Origin of the sequence: Pseudomonas sp. NY5710 (genome assembly GCF_013305665.1) — a bacterium.
GTDB classification, from domain to species: domain Bacteria; phylum Pseudomonadota; class Gammaproteobacteria; order Pseudomonadales; family Pseudomonadaceae; genus Aquipseudomonas; species Aquipseudomonas juntendi.
Genome location: NZ_CP045554.1, coordinates 4,728,046 through 4,745,663, shown reverse-complemented (window position 1 = coordinate 4,745,663; position 17,618 = coordinate 4,728,046). Strand labels below are relative to the sequence as shown.

General features: G+C 64.0%; 16 protein-coding genes. 5 read left to right on the top strand and 11 right to left on the bottom strand.

The features are described from left to right. Positions 1-24: 24 nt before the first annotated feature. From lnt to GEV39_RS21885, 8 genes are all read right to left on the bottom strand, one after another. On the bottom strand, positions 25-1,542 hold the full coding sequence (lnt, locus tag GEV39_RS21920) for an apolipoprotein N-acyltransferase (RefSeq protein ID WP_173891199.1): 1,518 nt from the start codon (positions 1,540-1,542) through the stop codon (positions 25-27). Positions 1,543-1,550: 8 nt separating this feature from the next. Further along, complete coding sequence (locus GEV39_RS21915; protein WP_009685396.1) at positions 1,551-2,390, bottom strand: CorC family transporter; 840 nt, start codon at positions 2,388-2,390, stop codon at positions 1,551-1,553. 25 nt (positions 2,391-2,415) lie between these two features. Next, positions 2,416-2,889: an rRNA maturation RNase YbeY gene (ybeY, locus tag GEV39_RS21910; RefSeq protein ID WP_173891198.1), complete on the bottom strand. Its 474-nt coding sequence runs from the start codon at positions 2,887-2,889 to the stop codon at positions 2,416-2,418. Beyond that, a complete protein-coding gene (locus GEV39_RS21905; RefSeq protein ID WP_009685398.1) occupies positions 2,882-3,880 on the bottom strand; it encodes a PhoH family protein in 999 nt (332 codons plus the stop codon). The genes ybeY and GEV39_RS21905 overlap by 8 nt, the downstream gene beginning before the upstream one ends. A gap of 137 nt (positions 3,881-4,017) precedes the next feature. After that, on the bottom strand, positions 4,018-4,563 hold the full coding sequence (locus GEV39_RS21900) for a tetratricopeptide repeat protein (protein ID WP_173891197.1): 546 nt from the start codon (positions 4,561-4,563) through the stop codon (positions 4,018-4,020). 196 nt (positions 4,564-4,759) lie between these two features. After that, on the bottom strand, positions 4,760-6,043 hold the full coding sequence (hemL, locus tag GEV39_RS21895; RefSeq protein WP_009685400.1) for a glutamate-1-semialdehyde 2,1-aminomutase: 1,284 nt from the start codon (positions 6,041-6,043) through the stop codon (positions 4,760-4,762). Positions 6,044-6,057: 14 nt separating this feature from the next. Continuing rightward, on the bottom strand, positions 6,058-6,681 hold the full coding sequence (gene thiE / locus GEV39_RS21890) for a thiamine phosphate synthase (RefSeq protein ID WP_173891196.1): 624 nt from the start codon (positions 6,679-6,681) through the stop codon (positions 6,058-6,060). 13 nt (positions 6,682-6,694) lie between these two features. Then, complete coding sequence (locus GEV39_RS21885; RefSeq protein ID WP_029884760.1) at positions 6,695-7,492, bottom strand: hydroxymethylpyrimidine/phosphomethylpyrimidine kinase; 798 nt, start codon at positions 7,490-7,492, stop codon at positions 6,695-6,697. A gap of 265 nt (positions 7,493-7,757) precedes the next feature. On the opposite strand from GEV39_RS21885, the gene GEV39_RS21880 reads away from it, so the two are divergent. The 4 genes from GEV39_RS21880 to GEV39_RS21865 all read left to right on the top strand — a co-directional run bounded on the left by GEV39_RS21880 (position 7,758) and on the right by GEV39_RS21865 (position 14,699). After that, entirely contained in the window at positions 7,758-9,746 is a 1,989-nt protein-coding gene (locus GEV39_RS21880; protein ID WP_173891195.1) for a sensor histidine kinase, read from the top strand. A 1,015-nt stretch (positions 9,747-10,761) separates the two neighbouring features. Then, positions 10,762-12,414, top strand: coding sequence for an acyl-CoA dehydrogenase family protein (locus GEV39_RS21875; RefSeq protein WP_173891194.1), 1,653 nt, complete (start codon positions 10,762-10,764; stop codon positions 12,412-12,414). Positions 12,415-12,590: 176 nt separating this feature from the next. Further along, positions 12,591-14,054 carry an AMP nucleosidase gene (amn, locus tag GEV39_RS21870; RefSeq protein WP_173891193.1) on the top strand — a complete coding sequence of 488 codons (1,464 nt, stop codon included), beginning with the start codon at positions 12,591-12,593 and terminating at the stop codon, positions 14,052-14,054. A 6-nt stretch (positions 14,055-14,060) separates the two neighbouring features. Further along, positions 14,061-14,699, top strand: coding sequence for a pseudouridine synthase (locus GEV39_RS21865; RefSeq protein ID WP_029887384.1), 639 nt, complete (start codon positions 14,061-14,063; stop codon positions 14,697-14,699). 93 nt (positions 14,700-14,792) lie between these two features. On the opposite strand, the gene GEV39_RS21860 is transcribed toward GEV39_RS21865, so the two are convergent. Both GEV39_RS21860 and GEV39_RS21855 read right to left on the bottom strand, forming a co-directional pair. Then, the gene (locus tag GEV39_RS21860; protein ID WP_003249787.1) at positions 14,793-14,996 is read right to left on the bottom strand and encodes a DUF2788 domain-containing protein; all 204 of its coding nucleotides are present in this window, start codon (positions 14,994-14,996) and stop codon (positions 14,793-14,795) included. Between the two features lie 54 nt (positions 14,997-15,050). Then, the gene (locus tag GEV39_RS21855) at positions 15,051-15,527 is read right to left on the bottom strand and encodes an Lrp/AsnC family transcriptional regulator (protein WP_003249795.1); all 477 of its coding nucleotides are present in this window, start codon (positions 15,525-15,527) and stop codon (positions 15,051-15,053) included. A 395-nt stretch (positions 15,528-15,922) separates the two neighbouring features. Between GEV39_RS21855 and GEV39_RS21850 the strand changes: the two genes are divergently transcribed. After that, on the top strand, positions 15,923-16,717 hold the full coding sequence (locus GEV39_RS21850) for a DUF6515 family protein (RefSeq protein WP_173891192.1): 795 nt from the start codon (positions 15,923-15,925) through the stop codon (positions 16,715-16,717). A 13-nt stretch (positions 16,718-16,730) separates the two neighbouring features. Here GEV39_RS21850 and GEV39_RS21845 read toward each other — a convergent pair whose 3' ends face one another. Further along, on the bottom strand, positions 16,731-17,603 hold the full coding sequence (locus GEV39_RS21845) for a cation diffusion facilitator family transporter (protein ID WP_457254173.1): 873 nt from the start codon (positions 17,601-17,603) through the stop codon (positions 16,731-16,733). Positions 17,604-17,618: the final 15 nt, after the last annotated feature.

The window sequence follows — 17,618 nt, the reverse complement described above, 5'->3', positions numbered from 1 at the left end:
CCTACAGGGACCGTGTAATGCCAGTTAGACGGTCTTGGCTATGCGCCCGGCCAACAATGCCCAGCCCAGCAGCAGCACGCAGACAATCGCCAGCGGCCACGAACGCCATTGCAGATAGGGCGTGAGCTGCTGCATCGGCACCACTTCGCCATACATCACCGCCTGCTGGAATTGTGGTACTTGCGTGGTGATACGGCCGAACGGATCGATCAGCGCGGTCACACCATTGTTGGTGGCGCGGATCATCCAGCGGCCGGCTTCCAACGCACGCATCTGTGCCATCTGCAAGTGCTGTAGCGGGCCGATCGAGGTGCCGAACCAGGTGTCGTTGCTGATGGTCAGCAGCAGGTCGCTACGCGCCGCCAGCCCCGCAGCGAATTCCGGGTAGACCACTTCGTAGCAGATGTACGGGGCAATCTGGTAACCCTTGGCCTGCAGCAGTGGCTGGTCTTCCGGGCCACGGGCAAAGTCCGACATGGGCAGGTTGAAGAACTCGATGGCGCCACGCAGCATGTCCTGCAGCGGCACATACTCGCCAAACGGCACCAGTTTCTGCTTGAGGTAGGTGCCATCGCCTTCGCCGGCCACCGTGATACCGTTGTAGTAGCGGCGCTGGTGGTGCACCTCTTCGCGTACCGGTACCCCGGTGATCAGCGCCGAATGCCGCTCGGCGGCAAAGCGGCCCATCACATCAATGTAGCCCTGGGCCTGGTCCTTGAGCACCGGTACCGCGGTTTCGGGCCACACCAGCAGGTCCACTGGCTTGGAACTGAAGCTCAGGTCACGGTACAGCGCCAGTTGTGCATCGATGTGCGCCGGGTCCCATTTCAGGTCCTGTTCGACGTTGCCCTGAATGGCCGCCACTTTCAGCGGGTCGCCAGCCGGCTTCGTCCAGGCATGGCCTTTGAGTGCCAGGCCCAGGGCCCAGGGCGCCAGCAACAGCACCGCGGCAATGGCCAGGAACGCAGGGCGCGCGCGCAGGCGGTGCAGGTTGCACAGCAGGGCGGCAGTGAGGGCCAGGGCGAAGGAAACCAGCCATACACCACCCAGCGGGGCAAGGCCTGCCAACGGCCCGTCGAGCTGGCTGTAACCGGCGTAGAGCCAGGGAAAACCGGTCAGGAACCAGCCGCGGAAAGCTTCCTGCAGCAGCCACAGGGCGGCGAAACACAAGGCGTCGGCCAGCGGCGCTTCGTTGCGCCGCAACCAGCGTGCCCACAACCAGGTGGGCAGGGCGAAGAACCACGCCAGGGCGGCAAAAAATGCCAACAACAGCACGATCGCCAGCAATGGCGAAGCGCCGCCGTAGGTGGTCATGCTGACGTAGATCCACCAGGTGCCCGCGCCGTACAGGCCAAACCCGAACCACCAGCCACGCCACATGGCCTGGCGCGGGCTGAGCTCGCGCAGGCCCAGGTAGAGCAGGGCGATCGATAGCAAAGCCAGCGGCCAGATATCGAACGGTGCCAGGGCCAGGAGGGTGGATGCGCCGGCCGCCAGGGCCAGCAGGTTACCGGGCCAGCCGGGGCGGGTGATCCAACGCATGTTTGTCCTTAACGGTTGATCGGGGTCAGGCGCAGCAAGTGTATCCGCCGGCTGTCGGCGTTGAGAATACGGAACTTGTAGGCACCGATCTCGGTGGTTTCGTTACGCTTGGGCAGGTGGCCAAAGGCACTCATCACCAGGCCGCCGACGGTGTCGAACTCGTCATCGGAGAACTCGCTGTCGAAGAACTCGTTGAAGTTCTCGATCGGGGTCAGCGCCTTGACCAGGAAGTCACCGCTGGGCAGCGGCTTGATGTAGCTGTCTTCCTCGACATCGTGCTCGTCCTCGATATCGCCAACGATCTGCTCCAGCACATCCTCGATGGTGACCAGGCCGGCCACGCCGCCGTATTCGTCGATGACCACAGCCATGTGGTTGTGGTTGGCACGGAACTCGCGCAACAGCACGTTGAGGCGCTTGGACTCGGGCACGAAGGTGGCCGGGCGCAGCAGGTCCTTGATATTGAAGCTGTCGCCGTTCTCTTTGAGGATGAGCGGCAGCAGGTCCTTGGCGAGCAGGATCCCGAGCACATCGTCGTGGCTTTCGCCGATCACCGGGTAGCGCGAGTGCGCGGCGTCGATCACCGCCGGCAGGAATTCGCGCGGCGACTGGCTGGCCTTGATGCTGATCATCTGCGAGCGCGGGACCATGATGTCGCGCACCTGCAGGTCGGCGACCTGGATGGCGCCTTCGACAATGGTCAGCGCCTCGCTGTCCAGCAGTTTGTTCTGATGGGCTTCGCGCAGCAGCTCCAGCAGCTCCTGGCGGTTTTTCGGCTCATGGGCAAAAGCCTGGGTCAGTTTACCCAGCCAGGACTTCTGCCCGTTGCTCGATCGATCTTCGCTCATGGCGGTTCTCGTGATCCTTCGTGTATCAGTGTGTGAGGGTGTCGGTTTCATCATCGGCATACGGGTCGGGGTGACCCAGTTCTGCCAGCAATTCTCGTTCCATGCCTTCCATTTCCTCGGCTTCCTCATCTTCGATGTGGTCGTAGCCAAGCAGATGCAGGCAACCGTGAATGACCAGGTGGGCCCAATGCGCGTCTAGCGACTTGCCTTGCTCGCTTGCTTCGCGCTCGACCACCGCCACGCAGATGACCAGGTCGCCCAGTAGCGGGATATCGAGCAGGTCATCGGGTACATCGGCAGGGAACGACAGCACGTTGGTCGCGTAGTCCTTGTGCCGGTAGGTGTGGTTCAGCTCACGGCCTTCGGCTTCGTCGACCAGGCGAATGGTCATTTCCGAGTCGGCGCTGCGCTGGCGCAAGGCCAGCTCACACCAACGGCGGAAGTCATCGTCGCCCGGGGCAGCGGCATCGGTGGCCCGTTGAATGTCGAGTTCAAGCATCTTTGCCGGGTGCCTCAGGCTTGGCCTGGCGGGCATCGAAGCGGTCATAGGCCTCGACGATACGCTGCACCAGTGGATGACGAACCACGTCTTTGGGCTGGAAGTGGGTGAAACTGATACCCGGCACGTCCCGCAATACTTCGATGACGTGTGCCAGGCCCGACTTGGTGCCACGGGGCAGGTCGACCTGGGTGATGTCGCCGGTGATCACCGCGGTAGAGCCGAAGCCAATACGGGTCAGGAACATCTTCATCTGCTCGAGCGTGGTGTTCTGGCTTTCGTCGAGGATGATGAAGCTGTTGTTCAGGGTGCGGCCGCGCATGTACGCCAGCGGGGCGATCTCGATGACCTGGCGCTCGATCAGCTTGGCCACGTGCTCGAAGCCGAGCATTTCGTACAAAGCGTCATACAGCGGGCGCAGGTACGGGTCGATCTTCTGCGCCAGGTCGCCAGGCAGGAAGCCGAGCTTTTCGCCTGCCTCGACCGCCGGGCGTACCAGCAGGATGCGGCGCACCTGCTCGCGCTCTAGTGCATCCACCGCGCAGGCCACTGCCAGGTACGTCTTGCCGGTACCGGCCGGGCCGATGCCGAAGTTGATGTCGTTGGCGAGGATTTCCTTGACGTAGCGCTGTTGGTTCAGACCACGCGGGCGGATATTGCCCTTGCGGGTGCGCAGCGACACGCTGACTTCGTTGACGGCCGGGTTGTCGATGTGCTCGACGGCCGACTCCTGCAGGTACAGGTGCACGGTTTCCGGCGACAGGTCAGTGGCCTTGGTCTCACGGTAGAGACGGCGCAGCAGCTGTTCAGCAGCAGAGGTTGTCTTGGGTTCGCCGATCAGTTCGAACTGATTGCCACGGTTGCGGATTTCGATGGCCAGGCGCTGTTCGATCAGGCGCAGGTGCTCGTCGAACTGGCCGCACAAGTTGGCGAAACGGTTGGCCTCGAAAGGTTCGAGGATGAAACGATGGGGTTCTATGGGTGCGTTCAAGGTCGTTTTTAGCCGCTCGACGGCAATGGAGTTGAACTCAAGAATAACCCTTGAATGGCAGTGGCGAAAGCACTGAAACGATCAAGGGTATGTTCGCCCTGCACCGGGCGCGTGTACCCATGCTGGCGTACTGGCGGTCAGGGCAATGGCGAGAACGGCGTGCGCCCTTCGGCGTTCTGCAGTTCCAGCAGGTATTTGCGGAAAATCTGGCCGAGCACCTGGGTGGCATGCTCCAGGTCGTCGCGAGGCATTTGCTCGGTCACTTCGTCGGCCATGTCCAGCGCGTCTTCGGCACCGTTGACCGCGGCCATTTTCAGCAGGATATAGGCTTGCACATTGTTGGCCTTGACCCCTTCGCCATGGAAGAACATGGCCCCCAGGCGATACTGGGCATCGGCCTGGCCTTGCAGCGAGGCTTTCTGGAACCAGTCCAGGGCTTTGTTGAGGTTCTTGGGGGTTTGCGTGTAGTAGTACTCGCCCAGTTCGAACTGCGCCTGGGCGTCCCCCGCGCTCGCCGTCTGCTCGCAGGCCTTGAGGGCGTTTGCCAGGTCTTCAGGCTGAACGTTCAAGGTGCAGCGCCCCGCTGCCGGAATGAGCAACGAGTTACCGCCCTCCGCCAGGGCCAGCAGGGGCTGAAGAAGCAACAGGCAGCCCAGGGTCAGGGCGCGGCCGGTGCGGTTCATGGGGATCGACTTACCTCTGCAAAGCTGCGGCCAATGTCTCTGGTGGCACATTATGGGATAAGCAGCGCCAACCTTACAAAGTTTTACTCGAATTTCTGCTTGGTGGGTGAAGTCAGCTGATTGTGCATGAATGATTGTTGCCTGGACCGGCCTCTTCGCGGGGTAAACCTGCCAAGAGGCCGGTACAGGCAAAGCGTCACTTCAGGGCAGCAAAAGCCTTCTCAGCCGCATCCAGGGTGATCTGCAACTCCTTGTCGCCATGGGCGATGGAGGTGAAGCCCGCCTCGAACGCGCTCGGTGCCAGGTACACGCCACCGTCGAGCATCAGGTGGAAGAAGCGCTTGAAGCGCTCGGCGTCGCTGGCCATCACGTCATCGAAGGTGACGATATCGTCGGCACCGCTGAAGTACAGGCCGAACATGGCACCGGCCTGGGTGGTGACGAACGGCACCCCGGCGGCATCGGCGCGCTGTTGCAGGCCGTCGAGCATGCGGCTGGTGTAGTCGGTCAGCTCGGCGTGGAAGCCGGGGCGGCTGATCAGCTTCAGGGTGGTCAGGCCGGCGGCCATGGCCAGCGGGTTACCCGACAGGGTGCCGGCCTGGTAGACCGGGCCTAGCGGGGCGATGCAGCCCATGATTTCACGCTTGCCGCCGAAGCAGCCGACCGGCATGCCGCCGCCGACGATCTTGCCGAAGGTGGACAGGTCCGGGGTGATGCCGTAGTGGCCCTGGGCGCCACCCAGGGAAACGCGGAAGCCAGTCATCACTTCGTCGAAGATCAGTACCACGCCATGCTTGTCGCACTGCTCGCGCAGCCCTTCGAGGAAGCCCGGGGCCGGTGGCACGCAGTTCATGTTGCCGGCCACTGGCTCGACAATGATGCAGGCCACGGTCTGGCCAACTTCGGCCAGGGTCTTCTCGACGGCAGCGATGTCGTTGAACGGCAGGGTCAGGGTGTGCTTGGCGAAGTCGGCTGGCACGCCGGCCGAGCTGGGTACGCCCTGGGTCAGCAGGCCGGAGCCGGCTTTTACCAGCAGGCTGTCCGAGTGGCCGTGGTAGCAGCCTTCGAACTTGATGATGGCATCGCGGCCGGTGTAGCCACGGGCCAGGCGGATGGCGCTCATGGTGGCTTCGGTGCCCGAGCTGACCATGCGCACCATTTCCATCGACGGCACGATCGAGCAGACCAGGTCGGCCATTTCGGTTTCCATGGCCGTTGGCGCACCGTAGGACAGCCCGTGCTGCAGCTGCCTGCGCACCGACTCCAGCACCTCGGGGTGGCCATGGCCGAGGATCATCGGGCCCCAGGAGCCGACATAATCGACATAGCGCTTGTCGTCCTCGTCAACGACGTAGGCGCCCTCGGCATGCTTGAAGAACAGCGGCGTACCGCCAACGCTCTTGAAAGCGCGGACCGGCGAGTTGACGCCGCCGGGGATGTGCTTCTGGGCTTGGGCGAACAGGGCTTCGGAACGGGACATGGGAATCTCTCGAATCAGGATGCGAACAAGGCGTTGAAGGCGCGGGCGCGGCGGGTAACTTCCTGCGCGCTGTCGGCACCGAACAGGCCGTGGATCACCGCCAGCAGGTCGGCGCCATGGGCGACCAGCGGGGCGGCGTTGTCGAGGGTAATGCCGCCGATCACCGCGATCGGCAGCTTTACCTGGGCGCGAGCCTGCTCCAGCAGCTCGGTACTGGCGGCAGGCGCGCCGGGCTTGGTCACGGAGTTGAAGAAGCGGCCGAAGGCCACGTAGCTGGCACCTTCCTTGGCGGCCTGGGCGGCCAGCGCGAGGCTGGCGTGGCAGGTGGAACCGATGATCGCCTGGCGGCCGAGCAGGGCCCGGGCCGGGGTCAGCGGGCCGTCGGTCTGGCCAAGGTGCACGCCGACGCCCAGGCGCGCGGCCAGTTCGGCGTCGTCGTTGATCAGCAGCTGGGTGCCATAGCGCTCGCACAGCTTCATCAGCGCTTCGGCTTCACGCAGCCGGCGCGCTGCGTCGTCGCTTTTGTCGCGGTACTGCAGCAGGCACACGCCGCCTTCCAGCGCCGCTTCGACATAAGACAGGAAACGGCCGGCAAGCAGTTGACTGTCGGTAATGGCATACAGACCACGTAGCTTCATTGAAAGCCTCGCTTCAAGCGCAGAAGTCCAGGGGCAGGCGGCGCGGCACGTACTGGCCTTTGCCCAGCTGCTCGGCGTCACGCAGGGTGCGCCAGGTGTAGTCAAGGGCGCTGCGTACGGCGCTTTCCAGCTGCTCGCCCAGGGCCAGGCGGCCGGCCAGGGCGCTGGCCAGGGTGCACCCCGAGCCGTGGTAGCTGCCTGGCAGGCGCTGGCAGGTCCACGTGTATTGCTGGCCGTTCTGGGTGTACAGGCGGTTGTGGATTTCGTCTTCGTCGCCGTGCCCGCCGGTAATCAGCAGGTGCTTGCAGAACGGCAACAGCTTCTCGGCACACGCATCGGCGCTGCCCTCGGGCAGTTCGGCGAGAATGCGCGCCTCAGGCAGGTTCGGCGTGGCGATGGTCGCCAGCGGCAGCAGGCGTTCGCGCAGGGCATAGCCTACTTCATCCTTGCCCAGGCGGCCGCCGCCGCCGGCGCGCAGCACCGGGTCGCAGACCAGCGGCAGGTGCGGGTGTGCGGCCAGCAGCTCGGCGACGGTGTCGACCATGTCGATCGAGCCAAGCATGCCGAGCTTGACCGCGGCAACCGTGGAGTCGGCCAGTACGGCGTTAGCCTGGGCCAGCACCCACTCGCGGTCGAGTACCCGGAAGTCGGAAACATTGACGGTATCCTGCACGGTCAGGGCAGTCACGGCGGGTGCAGCGTGACAGCCTTGGGCGAGCAGGGCTTCGATATCTGCCTGCAGGCCGGCGCCGCCACTTGGGTCGTGGCCGGAGAGACAGAGGACAACGGGGCGGGAGCTGTAGGTATTCATGGTCGGCGAGCTTACCACCAAACCTGTTTGGGAGAATCGTCCGACAAACCAGATTTACTGATCGAATGGTCAGCTTATGGCTTGGATATCCCCTCAAACTATTGATTTAGAGGCCTTTGTTCGCGTTTTGGTATGGCCGATTGCCAGCGCTTACAGCTATGCTAGAGTGCTTGGATAACTCGATAAACGGACTCTGCTGGATCACGTCGTCTCAAACGGATGGGAGGCAACCCCGACGCGACTGCACAGACCAGGCTGGGGCTGTATGCGCTATTTGCTGATTGTGCTTCTGGGGGTGCTGCCCGTGCTGGCCGGCGCAGTCGATTTCGACGGGGCTACCCGGCACCTACCGCTGGGCAAGGTCATGCAGGTTTATGAAGACCCTGATGGCAGTAGCAGCATCGCCCAAGTCAGCGCCCCTGACTTTGCCAGATACTTCCGGCCACACCCAGACGAGGTGCTGAACGCCGGTTATTCCACTTCGGTGTTCTGGCTCAAGGTCGAGTTGCGCCCGGTTGCGGCGCCCGGTGCTGCGCCCCGGCAGTGGCTGCTGGAACTGGCCTACCCGCCCCTGGATCATCTGGAGCTGTACCTGGCCGATGGCAATGGTGGTTACCGCCTAGCCCAGCGCACCGGCGATGCCTTACCCTACGACAGCCGGCAGGTGCGCCAGAGCAATTATCTGTTCGAGCTGCAGCTACCGCCCGGCCAGGTGACTACCGCTTACCTGCGGCTGCATAGCCAGGGCTCGGTGCAGGCGCCGCTGGCGCTATGGGCCCCCGAGGCCTATATCGAGGCGCAACCGACCCGCCTGTATGTGCTGGGCATGATTTATGGCGTGCTGCTGGTGATGCTGGTGTACAACCTGTTCATCTACCTCAGCGTGCGCGACGTCAGCTACCTCTACTACATCCTCTATATCGCCTCGTTCGGCCTTTACCAGGTGTCGGTGAATGGCGCCGGTGTAGCCTACTTCTGGCCGGACAGCCCATGGTGGGCGAATGCTGCGACACCGCTGAGCATCGGTGCTGCCGCACTGTTCGCCTGCCAGTTCGCCCGCCACTTCCTGCAGCTTGGCAGTATCAGCCGGGGCTTCGATCGGCTGTTGCAACTGTTGATGCTGGGGGGCGTGGTGGTCATGGTGCTGGCCGTGAGCATGGCCTACGGGGTGGCCCTGCGCGTGGCCACCCTGTTGGCGCTGCTGTTCACCGTCAGCGTGTTCAGCGCCGGGCTGTATGCCTGGTGGCGGGGGTTGCGCCTGGCGCGTTGGTTCATCATTGCGTGGACGGCGTTCCTGCTTGGTGGCCTGGTCAATACCCTGATGGTGCTGGGCTACCTGCCGAACCTGTTCATCACCATGTATGCCAGCCAGCTGGGTTCGGCATTGGAGGTGGCACTGCTGTCGCTGGCGCTGGCCGACCGCATCAACATCCTGCGCGAGCAGCAGGCGCAGGCCTTGCGTGAAACCGGCCGTACGCTGGAACAACTGAACGTGCAACTGGCCAGGAGCAACCGGTTGAAAGATGAATTTCTGGCCAGTGTGACCCATGAACTGCGCACGCCGATGAACGGGGTGATTGGCTCGCTGGAGTTGATGCATACCTTGCCGATGGAAGGCGAGATGGCCCAGTACCACCGTACAGCGGTCGGTTCGGCGCAAGGCATGATGGACATGGTCGATGCCATTCTTACGCTGTCCGAGCTGCAAGCGGGGCGCCTGCGGGCGCAGCCGGCGCCGTTCAGCCTGCGTACCTTGTTGCAGAGCCTGCGCGCAGGTTACGCCGGCCAGGCATTGGCCAAGGGCCTGTACCTGAGCCTGGATATCCCGGCCGATTTGCCGGATGGGTTACTGGGTGACGGGCCCAAGCTAGCGCGTTGCCTGGGGTGCCTGGTGGATAACGGGTTGAAGTTCACCCATCAGGGCGGTGTGGTGATCCAGGTGCGCGGGCGCCGGGTGGGGCCGGATGACATGGCGCTGACCTTCACTGTCAGCGACAGCGGTATCGGCTTCGATGACCTGTACCAGGCGACGTTGTATCAGCGGTTCTTCCAGGTAGATGGCTCGATGACCCGGCGCTATGGCGGGTTGGGGATCGGGTTGTCGATCTGCCGGCAGATGGGCGAGTTGCTGGGTGCGCGGTTGGCGCATGAGTCGACGCGCGGGTTGGGGAGCCGGTTTGAGTTGAGTTTGAATATGGCGGTTTCGCAGGGGCAGGTGCCGGTGGGGATCTTGCAGAAGCGTCGTTCGGTTTGAGGGGGCGGGGTGGAGGGTGTTCGCCTCGACACATTCAGCGCCTGCGAGATCGAGCGCCGCCCGCGCGGCGCTTCGCGGGTAAACCCGCTCCTACGTTTGTTTCGGGCCAGTATTGCCTGTGCCGGACGCGCGCGACCGCCTTGTTTTTACGACGCGATATCGTGGTGGGCGCCAAGGCGTTCGCGCGCAAATCCCACAGGCGTAACTGGCCCGAAAACAAACCTAGGAGCAACTGTCTTTCTCAAAATTTGAAAAGCTTGCGCGATTCATTGTAGGAGCGGGTTCACCCGCGAAAGGGCCGGGCCTGCGGGCCGATTTCTGCCAGGCATTGTGCATTGCCGGTACCACCGTATTCGCGGGTGAACCCGCTCCTACACCGATCGATGATGCCGGCCCGGCCCCGCAGGGCTACCGGCCACCCCCGCCCGTTGTAGCAGCGGGTTTACCCGCGAAAGGGCCGGGCCTGCGGGCCAGTTTCTGCCAGGCATTGTGCGTTGCCGGTACCACCGTATTCGCGGGTAAACCCGCTCCTATATCGATCGATGATGCCGGCCCGGCCCCGCAGGGCTGCCGGCCACCCCCGCCCGTCGCAGGAGCGGGTTTACCCGCGAAAGTGCCAGGCCTGCGGGCCAGTTTCTGCCAGGCATTGTGCGTTGCCGGCACCACCGTATTCGCGGGTGAACCCGCTCCTACATCGATCGATGATACCGGCCCGGACCCGCAGGGCTACCGGCCACCCCCGCCCTTTGTAGGAGCGGGTTCACCCGCGAAGCGCCGCGCGGACGGCGCTCGATCTCGCAGGCGCTGAGTGTGTCGAGGCGAACGCTTCGGCGCTCGATCTCAAACGCGCCGCAGATCTTATGGCGAACACCTGCCAGCCCAGATGCAGGCTCAAGACATGCACCTGCAACCCATGCCCCCACCACCACACCTTTAGTCACGAATGCCACTTTGCCAACCCCGCAGGCAGTGCTTCACTGGGTCTCTCAAGCCTACCCGGATCCAGGAGCCCCCGATGAACCTGCACCAGTACGCTGAAACCCACGAAGTCACCAACCAGCCGCCATCCCTCGACGGTGCCAACCTGTACCGCCTGGACCTACCGCTCCAAGAGTGGTCACGGCGTTTCGGCGCGGGCTGGGCCGAGTCGCGGATCGATGCCTACGGCGCCTTGGCCGGGGGGCCGCTGATGCAGGCTGGCTTTCTGGCCAACGCGCACAAGCCCGAATTCAGCAGCCACGACCGCTACGGCCATCGCATCGACCTGGTCGAGTTCCACCCGGCCTACCATGAACTGATGCGCACCGCGATCGAGCACGGCCTGCCGTCGCTGCCATGGGCCGAGCCGCGCCCCGGGGCGCATGTGGCACGTGCATCCATGACCTACCTGCACAGCCAGGCCGAAGCCGGCAGCGGCTGCCCGTTGACCATGACCTTCGCCGCCGTGCCAGCCCTGCGCTTGCAACCCGAGCTGGCCGAGTACTGGCTACCGAAAATCCTCGCCTGCGAGTATGACCCGCGCAATGTCGGTGACCGGCACAAGGCCGGGGTCACCCTGGGTATGGCGATGACCGAAAAGCAGGGCGGCACCGATGTGCGGGCCAACACTACCCGGGCCTACCCGGTCGGGGCGCCGGGGCCAGGTCAGGCCTATGAGCTGGTTGGCCACAAGTGGTTCTGTTCGGCGCCGATGTGCGATGCCTTCCTTACCCTGGCACAAACCGAAAAAGGGCTGAGCTGTTTCCTGCTGCCGCGCCACCGCCCGGATGACAGCCGCAACCAGTTCTATATCCAGCGCCTGAAGAACAAGCTGGGCAACAGCTCGAACGCCTCCAGCGAGGTGGAGTTTCGCGGGGCGTTGGCGTGGATGATCGGTGAGGAAGGCCGTGGTGTGCCGACCATCATCGAAATGGTCGCCATGACCCGCTTCGATTGCATGGTCGGTTCCAGCGCGCTGATGCGCCAGGCGCTGACCCAGGCTACCCACCACTGCGCGTACCGCAAGGTCGGTGGGCGCGTGTTGAATGAGCAGCCGCTGATGCAGAACGTGCTTGCCGACCTGGCCCTGGAGAGCGAGGCTGCGCTGGCCCTCAGCCTGCGCATGGGGCAGGCGCTGGAGCAGCTCGATGACCCGCAGCAGGCGCACTTCGCCCGCCTGGTGACGGCAGTGGGCAAGTACTGGATCTGCAAGCGTGCGCCGGCCATGATCAACGAAGCCGCCGAATGCCTGGGCGGTGCCGGTTATGTGGAAGACAGCATCCTGCCCCGGCTGTACCGCGAAGCACCGGTGAACTCGACGTGGGAAGGCTCGGGCAATGTGCAGTGCCTGGATGTGCTGCGGGCCTTGTCCAAGGAACCGGGGGTGCTCGATGCTTTGTTCGCCGAGCTGGGCGATGGGCATGGCGACCCACGTTTGGCGGCGCATATCGGCAACCTCAAGGGGGCGTTTGCCGATACTGGCGACATGCAGTACCGCGCGCGGCAGTTGACCGAGGACATTGCCTTGGCGTTGCAGGCCAAGCTGTTGCTGGAGGCGGGCAATGCGCTGGTCAGTGATGCATTCATTGGCAGCCGGTTGGCGGGGGGCGGCCGGGTATATGGGGCGTTGCCGCGGGGTGTGGATGTGCAGGCCCTGGTGGCGCGGGCGACGCCAGCCTGGGCGAATTGATTCGGCTTCTTCGCGGGCATGCCCGCTCCCACAAGATCTTCATGGATGTTCCGGGCGGTGCCGTACCTGTGGGAGCGGGCGCGCCCGCGAAGAATCCAGCACCGATCAGTGGGGATGTATTTAGCCAAGAAGGCAGGCAAGATGGTTCACATGCATGTCCAGACAGGAAGCACAGTGTGAGCCACGCTTTTGTAGTCGTTGATACCCCCGAACAGGCCGTCGATCGTCTGGCGGCCCTGCATGAACAAGCCACCGGTGCTCTAAGCCTTGCGCTCAAGCGTTATCTGAAAGACCGCACCGAACCCGACGCCGAGCAGCGCGACCTGTTCCGCTACCCGGCCCTGCGCCTGACCTACTACAGCCATGGCGAAGTCGCCGCTACCACGCGTGCCTACGCCAAGGTGCAGGTGGCCGGCACCTACAGCGTCACTGTCACCCAGCCCGCGGCGTTCCGTGGTTATCTGCTGGAGCAGCTGCGCCCGCTGATGCACGACTACACCGTTACCGTCGAAGTGGGCGTCAGCGAACAGAATATCCCTTACCCCTATGTGGTCGACCAGGGTGACGAACTGGCCGGCAGCGGCATCACCGCCGCGCAGCTGGCGCGGGTGTTCCCCAGCACCGACCTGTCGGCCGCCACCGACAATATCGCCGACGGCCTGTACGACTGGGACCATGCCGACGTGCTGCCGCTGGCACTGTTCGATGCCGCGCGCGTCGATTTTTCGCTGCGCCGCCTGGTGCATTACACCGGCAGCGACTGGCGCCACATGCAGCCGTGGATCCTGCTGACCAACTACCACCGCTATGTCGACCAGTTCATCAGCCATGGCCTGGAGCAGTTGCGTGACGACCCGCGTTTCGTGCGCATGGTGCTGCCGGGCAACGTGGTCATCGAAAAAGGCATGGACCATGGCGAAACCCAGGCGCTGGTTGCCAGTGTGGTCTGGCACCGTTACCAGATGCCGGCCTACCACCTGATCGCCGCCGACGGCGACGGCATCACCCTGGTCAACATCGGCGTCGGCCCGTCGAATGCGAAGAACATCACCGACCATCTGGCGGTGCTGCGCCCGCATTGCTGGTTGATGATTGGCCACTGCGGCGGCCTGCGCCAGTCGCAGACCATTGGCGACTATGTTCTGGCACACGCCTACATGCGCCGCGACGGCATTCTCGACCGCGTGGTGCCGCCGAATATTCCGATTCCGGCCCTGGCCGAGGTGCAGTTGGCGCTGCAGGAAGCGGCTGCGCAGGTGACCGGTGAGCGGGGCGAACAGTTGAAGAAGCGCCTGCGCACCGGCACCGTGCTGACCTACGATGACCGCAACTGGGAGCTGCGTTGGGCCCAGGAGCGGCCGCTGATCAACCTCTCACGTGCCGTGGCGGTGGACATGGAAAGCGGCACCATTGCCGCCCAGGGCTACCGCTTGCGGGTACCGTACGGCACCTTGCTGTGCGTGTCCGACAAACCGCTGCACAGCGAGATCAAGCTGCCAGGTTCGGCCAACGCCTTCTATAACCGGGCGGTCAGCCAGCACCTGAAGATCGGCATTGCCGCCCTCGACCTGCTGCGCACCGAGCTCAACTCGTTGCACTCGCGTAAACTGCGCAGCTTCGATGAGCCGCCGTTCCGCTGAGGATCCATGTCACTGCCACCCCGTAACAAGCCGCGCCGCCCCCAGGCGCGGCCTGCCGCCGGCCCGCGTCGCCAGGCCAAGGCACCGCCGGCCGAGCCCCGCCTGATTCTGTTCAACAAACCGTTCGACGTGCTGACCCAGTTCAGTGACGGCGAAGGGCGGGCGACGCTCAAGGACTTCATCGACATCCCGGGCGTATACCCGGCCGGGCGGCTGGACCGTGACAGTGAAGGCTTGCTGTTGCTGACCAACGATGGCGGGCTGCAAGCGCGGATTGCCGACCCTAAGCACAAGCTGGCCAAGACCTACTGGGTGCAGGTGGAAGGTGAGCCGAGCGACGAGCAGTTGCAGCGTTTGCGTGACGGTGTGGAGCTCAACGATGGGCCTACCTTGCCGGCCGAGGCGCGGCGCCTGGCCGAGCCCGCGTTGTGGCCGCGCAACCCGCCGGTGCGTTTTCGCAAGAGCGTGCCCACCAGCTGGCTGGAGCTGGTGATTCGTGAAGGGCGTAACCGCCAGGTGCGGCGCATGACGGCAGCGGTGGGGTTGCCGACCTTGCGCCTGGTGCGGGTACGCATTGGTGACTGGGCGCTGGACGGGTTGGAGCAGGGGTGCTGGCGCGAGGTTCCGGCAAAATTGCAGCGCTAGTGGGGCCGCTTTGCGGCCCATCGCGACACAAGGCCGCTCCTACAGAACCGCGCAAACCCATGCCTTGGGTCGCGACCCCCGCATTCTCAAGGCCTAAACGCCTTCAAGAAACCCCACCACCACGCTCTTGATGATAAAGGCCAGCACCCCCAGCCCCAGCACGAAGAACAGGATCAGCGTACCGAACTTGCCCGCCTTGGACTTTTTCGCCAGGTCCCAGACGATGAAACCCATGAAACCGATCAGCACGGTGACCAGGATGATCATCATCCACTCTTCGAATACGGCGGGATCCATCGGTGTTCTCCAGGCAGTTTGAGCGCTCGAGTATACGCCCGCAGGGGCGGGCAATTACCGAAGGTGGGTCAATGGCAGCTCGGTGCTGGCCAGCACCTGGTTCAGCACGAAACTCGAACGCACGCTGGTGACGCCTTCGATGCGGGTCAGGCTGCCGAGCAGCAGTTTCTGGTAGTGGTCCATGTCGGGCACCACCACCTTCAACTGGTAGTCGGCATCCATACCGGTGACCAGGCTGCATTCCAGTACCTGTGGCAGGTTGCGGATAGCGGCCTCGAAGGTCTCGAAGCGCTCCGGCGTGTGCCGGTCCATGCCGATCAGCACGTAGGCGGTCAGGCTCAGGCCCAGCTTTTTGCGGTCGAGCAGGGCGACCTGGCGGGAGATGTAGCCGTCGTCCTCCAGCTGCTTGACCCGACGCGAGCATGGCGAAGGCGACAAGCCGATGCGCTCGGCCAGTTCCTGGTTGGAAATGCGCGCATCGCGCTGCAATTCGGCGAGGATGCTCAGGTCATAGCGGTCGAGTTTGCTCATGGCATTTGCCTTTTCTGTTCGGATTGCGGCGAATTATCATTCCAGGGTGAAAAATTGCGCAAGTACTATTTATATGAGCAATCTTAGCAATCCGCTGCCGCCAGCTGTCCGGTATCTTTATCAACAGAATCACTGCCCGGACATCAGTCCACGGCGACGCGCCCTAGGCGGGCGGTCGCGGCCAGCCATCCAACCGGATCCGCAGGCCCCCGGGCTACACAGCTTCCAGAAGACGCTGTGAGGTGAGCCGGCGCCACAAGTGCCGAGCACGGACGACAATTCCTGAAGGGAGGCCCTGCGGCCTCCCTTTTTTCATGTCGGTAATTTTAATTGGCCGGCCTGAAGAGCACGGTAGACTGGCTGCCTGCTGCAGTTTACCTACCGAGAGGGATACCATGACGTCGCGCATCTGGCAGTTGGCAGGTGTTGGCTTGCTGGGGTTGGGCATCAGCCTTGGGGCGCTGGCCGAAGGGCCCGGCGACCCTGGGCCCGGTCGGCCGCTGAACGCCCGCGACGAAGTACGCCAGACCCAGCCGCCCCGGCAGGGCTACTACCAGGATATTCCCCGCCGCCATGGCGATGAGCATCGCTGGCAAGCCGGGGGGCCGGGGCCAAGGCCCGGTGGCGACTGGCAGGGGCGCCCGGACGGCCATGGCAATGGCTGGGGGCCGGGGCCGCAGTACCGCCCTGGGCACACGGTCGATCGTTTCCCTGACCGCTACTGGAAAGTGCCCTATCGCGGCCATGACTACTTCTACTCCGGTGGCTACTGGTATCGCCCGCAGGGCGGCAATTACATCGTGGTAACCCCGCCTTACGGTGTGCGGGTCAATTACCTGCCGCCGTATGCACGGGAAGTGTGGGTGGGTGGGGCGTTGTTCTTCCTGGTTGCCGATACCTACTACCAGTACCTGGCAGACAGCCAGGAATATGTGGTGGTCAACCCGCCGGCGGTGGCGCCGCCACCCGCGCCGCCGGTTGCGGGCGGTTATGACGTGGTGGCGTACCCGATGTATGGCCAAGGCCCGGAGCAGCAGGAGCAGGACCGTTACCAGTGCCACCGCTGGGCGGTCAGCCAGTCAGGCTTCGACCCGGCCACCGCGACCTACGCGCCGCCGCCGAATGTGCTCAGCAGTTACCAACGCGCACTGGGGGCCTGCTTCAGCGGCCGAGGGTACAGCGTCAACTGACCCACGCGCAGGTTCAGATCGGGTCGGCATGCACCATCACATCCGCTTGCGGATAACGCTGGCGGATCACCCGCGAGGCTTCCACGCACAGCTCATGGGCATCATGCAGCGGCAACTGCCCGGGCAAATCCAGGTGCAGTTGTACGAACCACTGGTTGCCCGACAGCCGCGTACGCAGGTCGTGCACGCCTTTGACCCCGGGAATGGCCAACACCAGCGCGGCCATTTCCTCGCCCACATCGCCGGGCAACTCCTTGTCCATCAGGATGGCGATACTCTCGCGCGCGATCTGCAGCGCGCTCCACAGGATGTAGAGGGCAATGCCCAGGCCGAACAGCGCATCCAGCTGCGGCCAGCCGAAACGGGCCAGTAACAGCGCCAGCAGGATGCTGCTATTGAGCAGCAGGTCCGAACGGTAGTGCAGCGAGTCGGCCCGGATCGCCGTGGAGCCGGTCAGGCGGATGACCTTGTACTGGAAGGCCAGCAGGGCGACCGTCAGCACGAGTGACAGCAGCATCACCGCGATACCGATGCTGGTATCACCCAAGGGTTGTGGCGTATGCAGGCGCTCGACCGCCTGCACGCCGATCAATACGGCACTGACGCCGATGAACAGCGCCTGCGCCATGCCGGCCAGGGCTTCGGCTTTGCCATGCCCGAAGCGGTGGTCGTCATCAGCCGGGCGCAGGGCGTAGTGCACGGCCAGCAGGTTGAGGAACGAGGCGACGGCGTCCAGTGCCGAGTCGGTGAGCCCGGCCAGCAGGCTGACCGAGCCGCTCAGCCACCAGGCCAGCGCCTTGCTCACTACCAAGATGCCGGCCACCGCCAGCGAGGCGCGGGTGGCCAGGCGCAACAGGCGCTGGTGTTCAGCCGGGGTGGTTATCATCCGTGGTCAGGTCCT

Coding starts and splice junctions, on each gene's coding strand:
- GEV39_RS21875 (WP_173891194.1), top strand. CDS start 10,762: ATGAACCTGCACCAGTACGCTGAAACCCACGAAGTCACCAACCAGCCG.
- hemL (WP_009685400.1), bottom strand. CDS start 6,043: ATGTCCCGTTCCGAAGCCCTGTTCGCCCAAGCCCAGAAGCACATCCCC.
- GEV39_RS21860 (WP_003249787.1), bottom strand. CDS start 14,996: ATGGATCCCGCCGTATTCGAAGAGTGGATGATGATCATCCTGGTCACC.
- GEV39_RS21880 (WP_173891195.1), top strand. CDS start 7,758: ATGCGCTATTTGCTGATTGTGCTTCTGGGGGTGCTGCCCGTGCTGGCC.
- thiE (WP_173891196.1), bottom strand. CDS start 6,681: ATGAAGCTACGTGGTCTGTATGCCATTACCGACAGTCAACTGCTTGCC.
- GEV39_RS21855 (WP_003249795.1), bottom strand. CDS start 15,527: ATGAGCAAACTCGACCGCTATGACCTGAGCATCCTCGCCGAATTGCAG.
- GEV39_RS21915 (WP_009685396.1), bottom strand. CDS start 2,390: ATGAGCGAAGATCGATCGAGCAACGGGCAGAAGTCCTGGCTGGGTAAA.
- GEV39_RS21845 (WP_457254173.1), bottom strand. CDS start 17,603: ATGATAACCACCCCGGCTGAACACCAGCGCCTGTTGCGCCTGGCCACC.
- GEV39_RS21885 (WP_029884760.1), bottom strand. CDS start 7,492: ATGAATACCTACAGCTCCCGCCCCGTTGTCCTCTGTCTCTCCGGCCAC.
- GEV39_RS21850 (WP_173891192.1), top strand. CDS start 15,923: ATGACGTCGCGCATCTGGCAGTTGGCAGGTGTTGGCTTGCTGGGGTTG.
- ybeY (WP_173891198.1), bottom strand. CDS start 2,889: ATGCTTGAACTCGACATTCAACGGGCCACCGATGCCGCTGCCCCGGGC.
- GEV39_RS21865 (WP_029887384.1), top strand. CDS start 14,061: ATGTCACTGCCACCCCGTAACAAGCCGCGCCGCCCCCAGGCGCGGCCT.
- GEV39_RS21900 (WP_173891197.1), bottom strand. CDS start 4,563: ATGAACCGCACCGGCCGCGCCCTGACCCTGGGCTGCCTGTTGCTTCTT.
- lnt (WP_173891199.1), bottom strand. CDS start 1,542: ATGCGTTGGATCACCCGCCCCGGCTGGCCCGGTAACCTGCTGGCCCTG.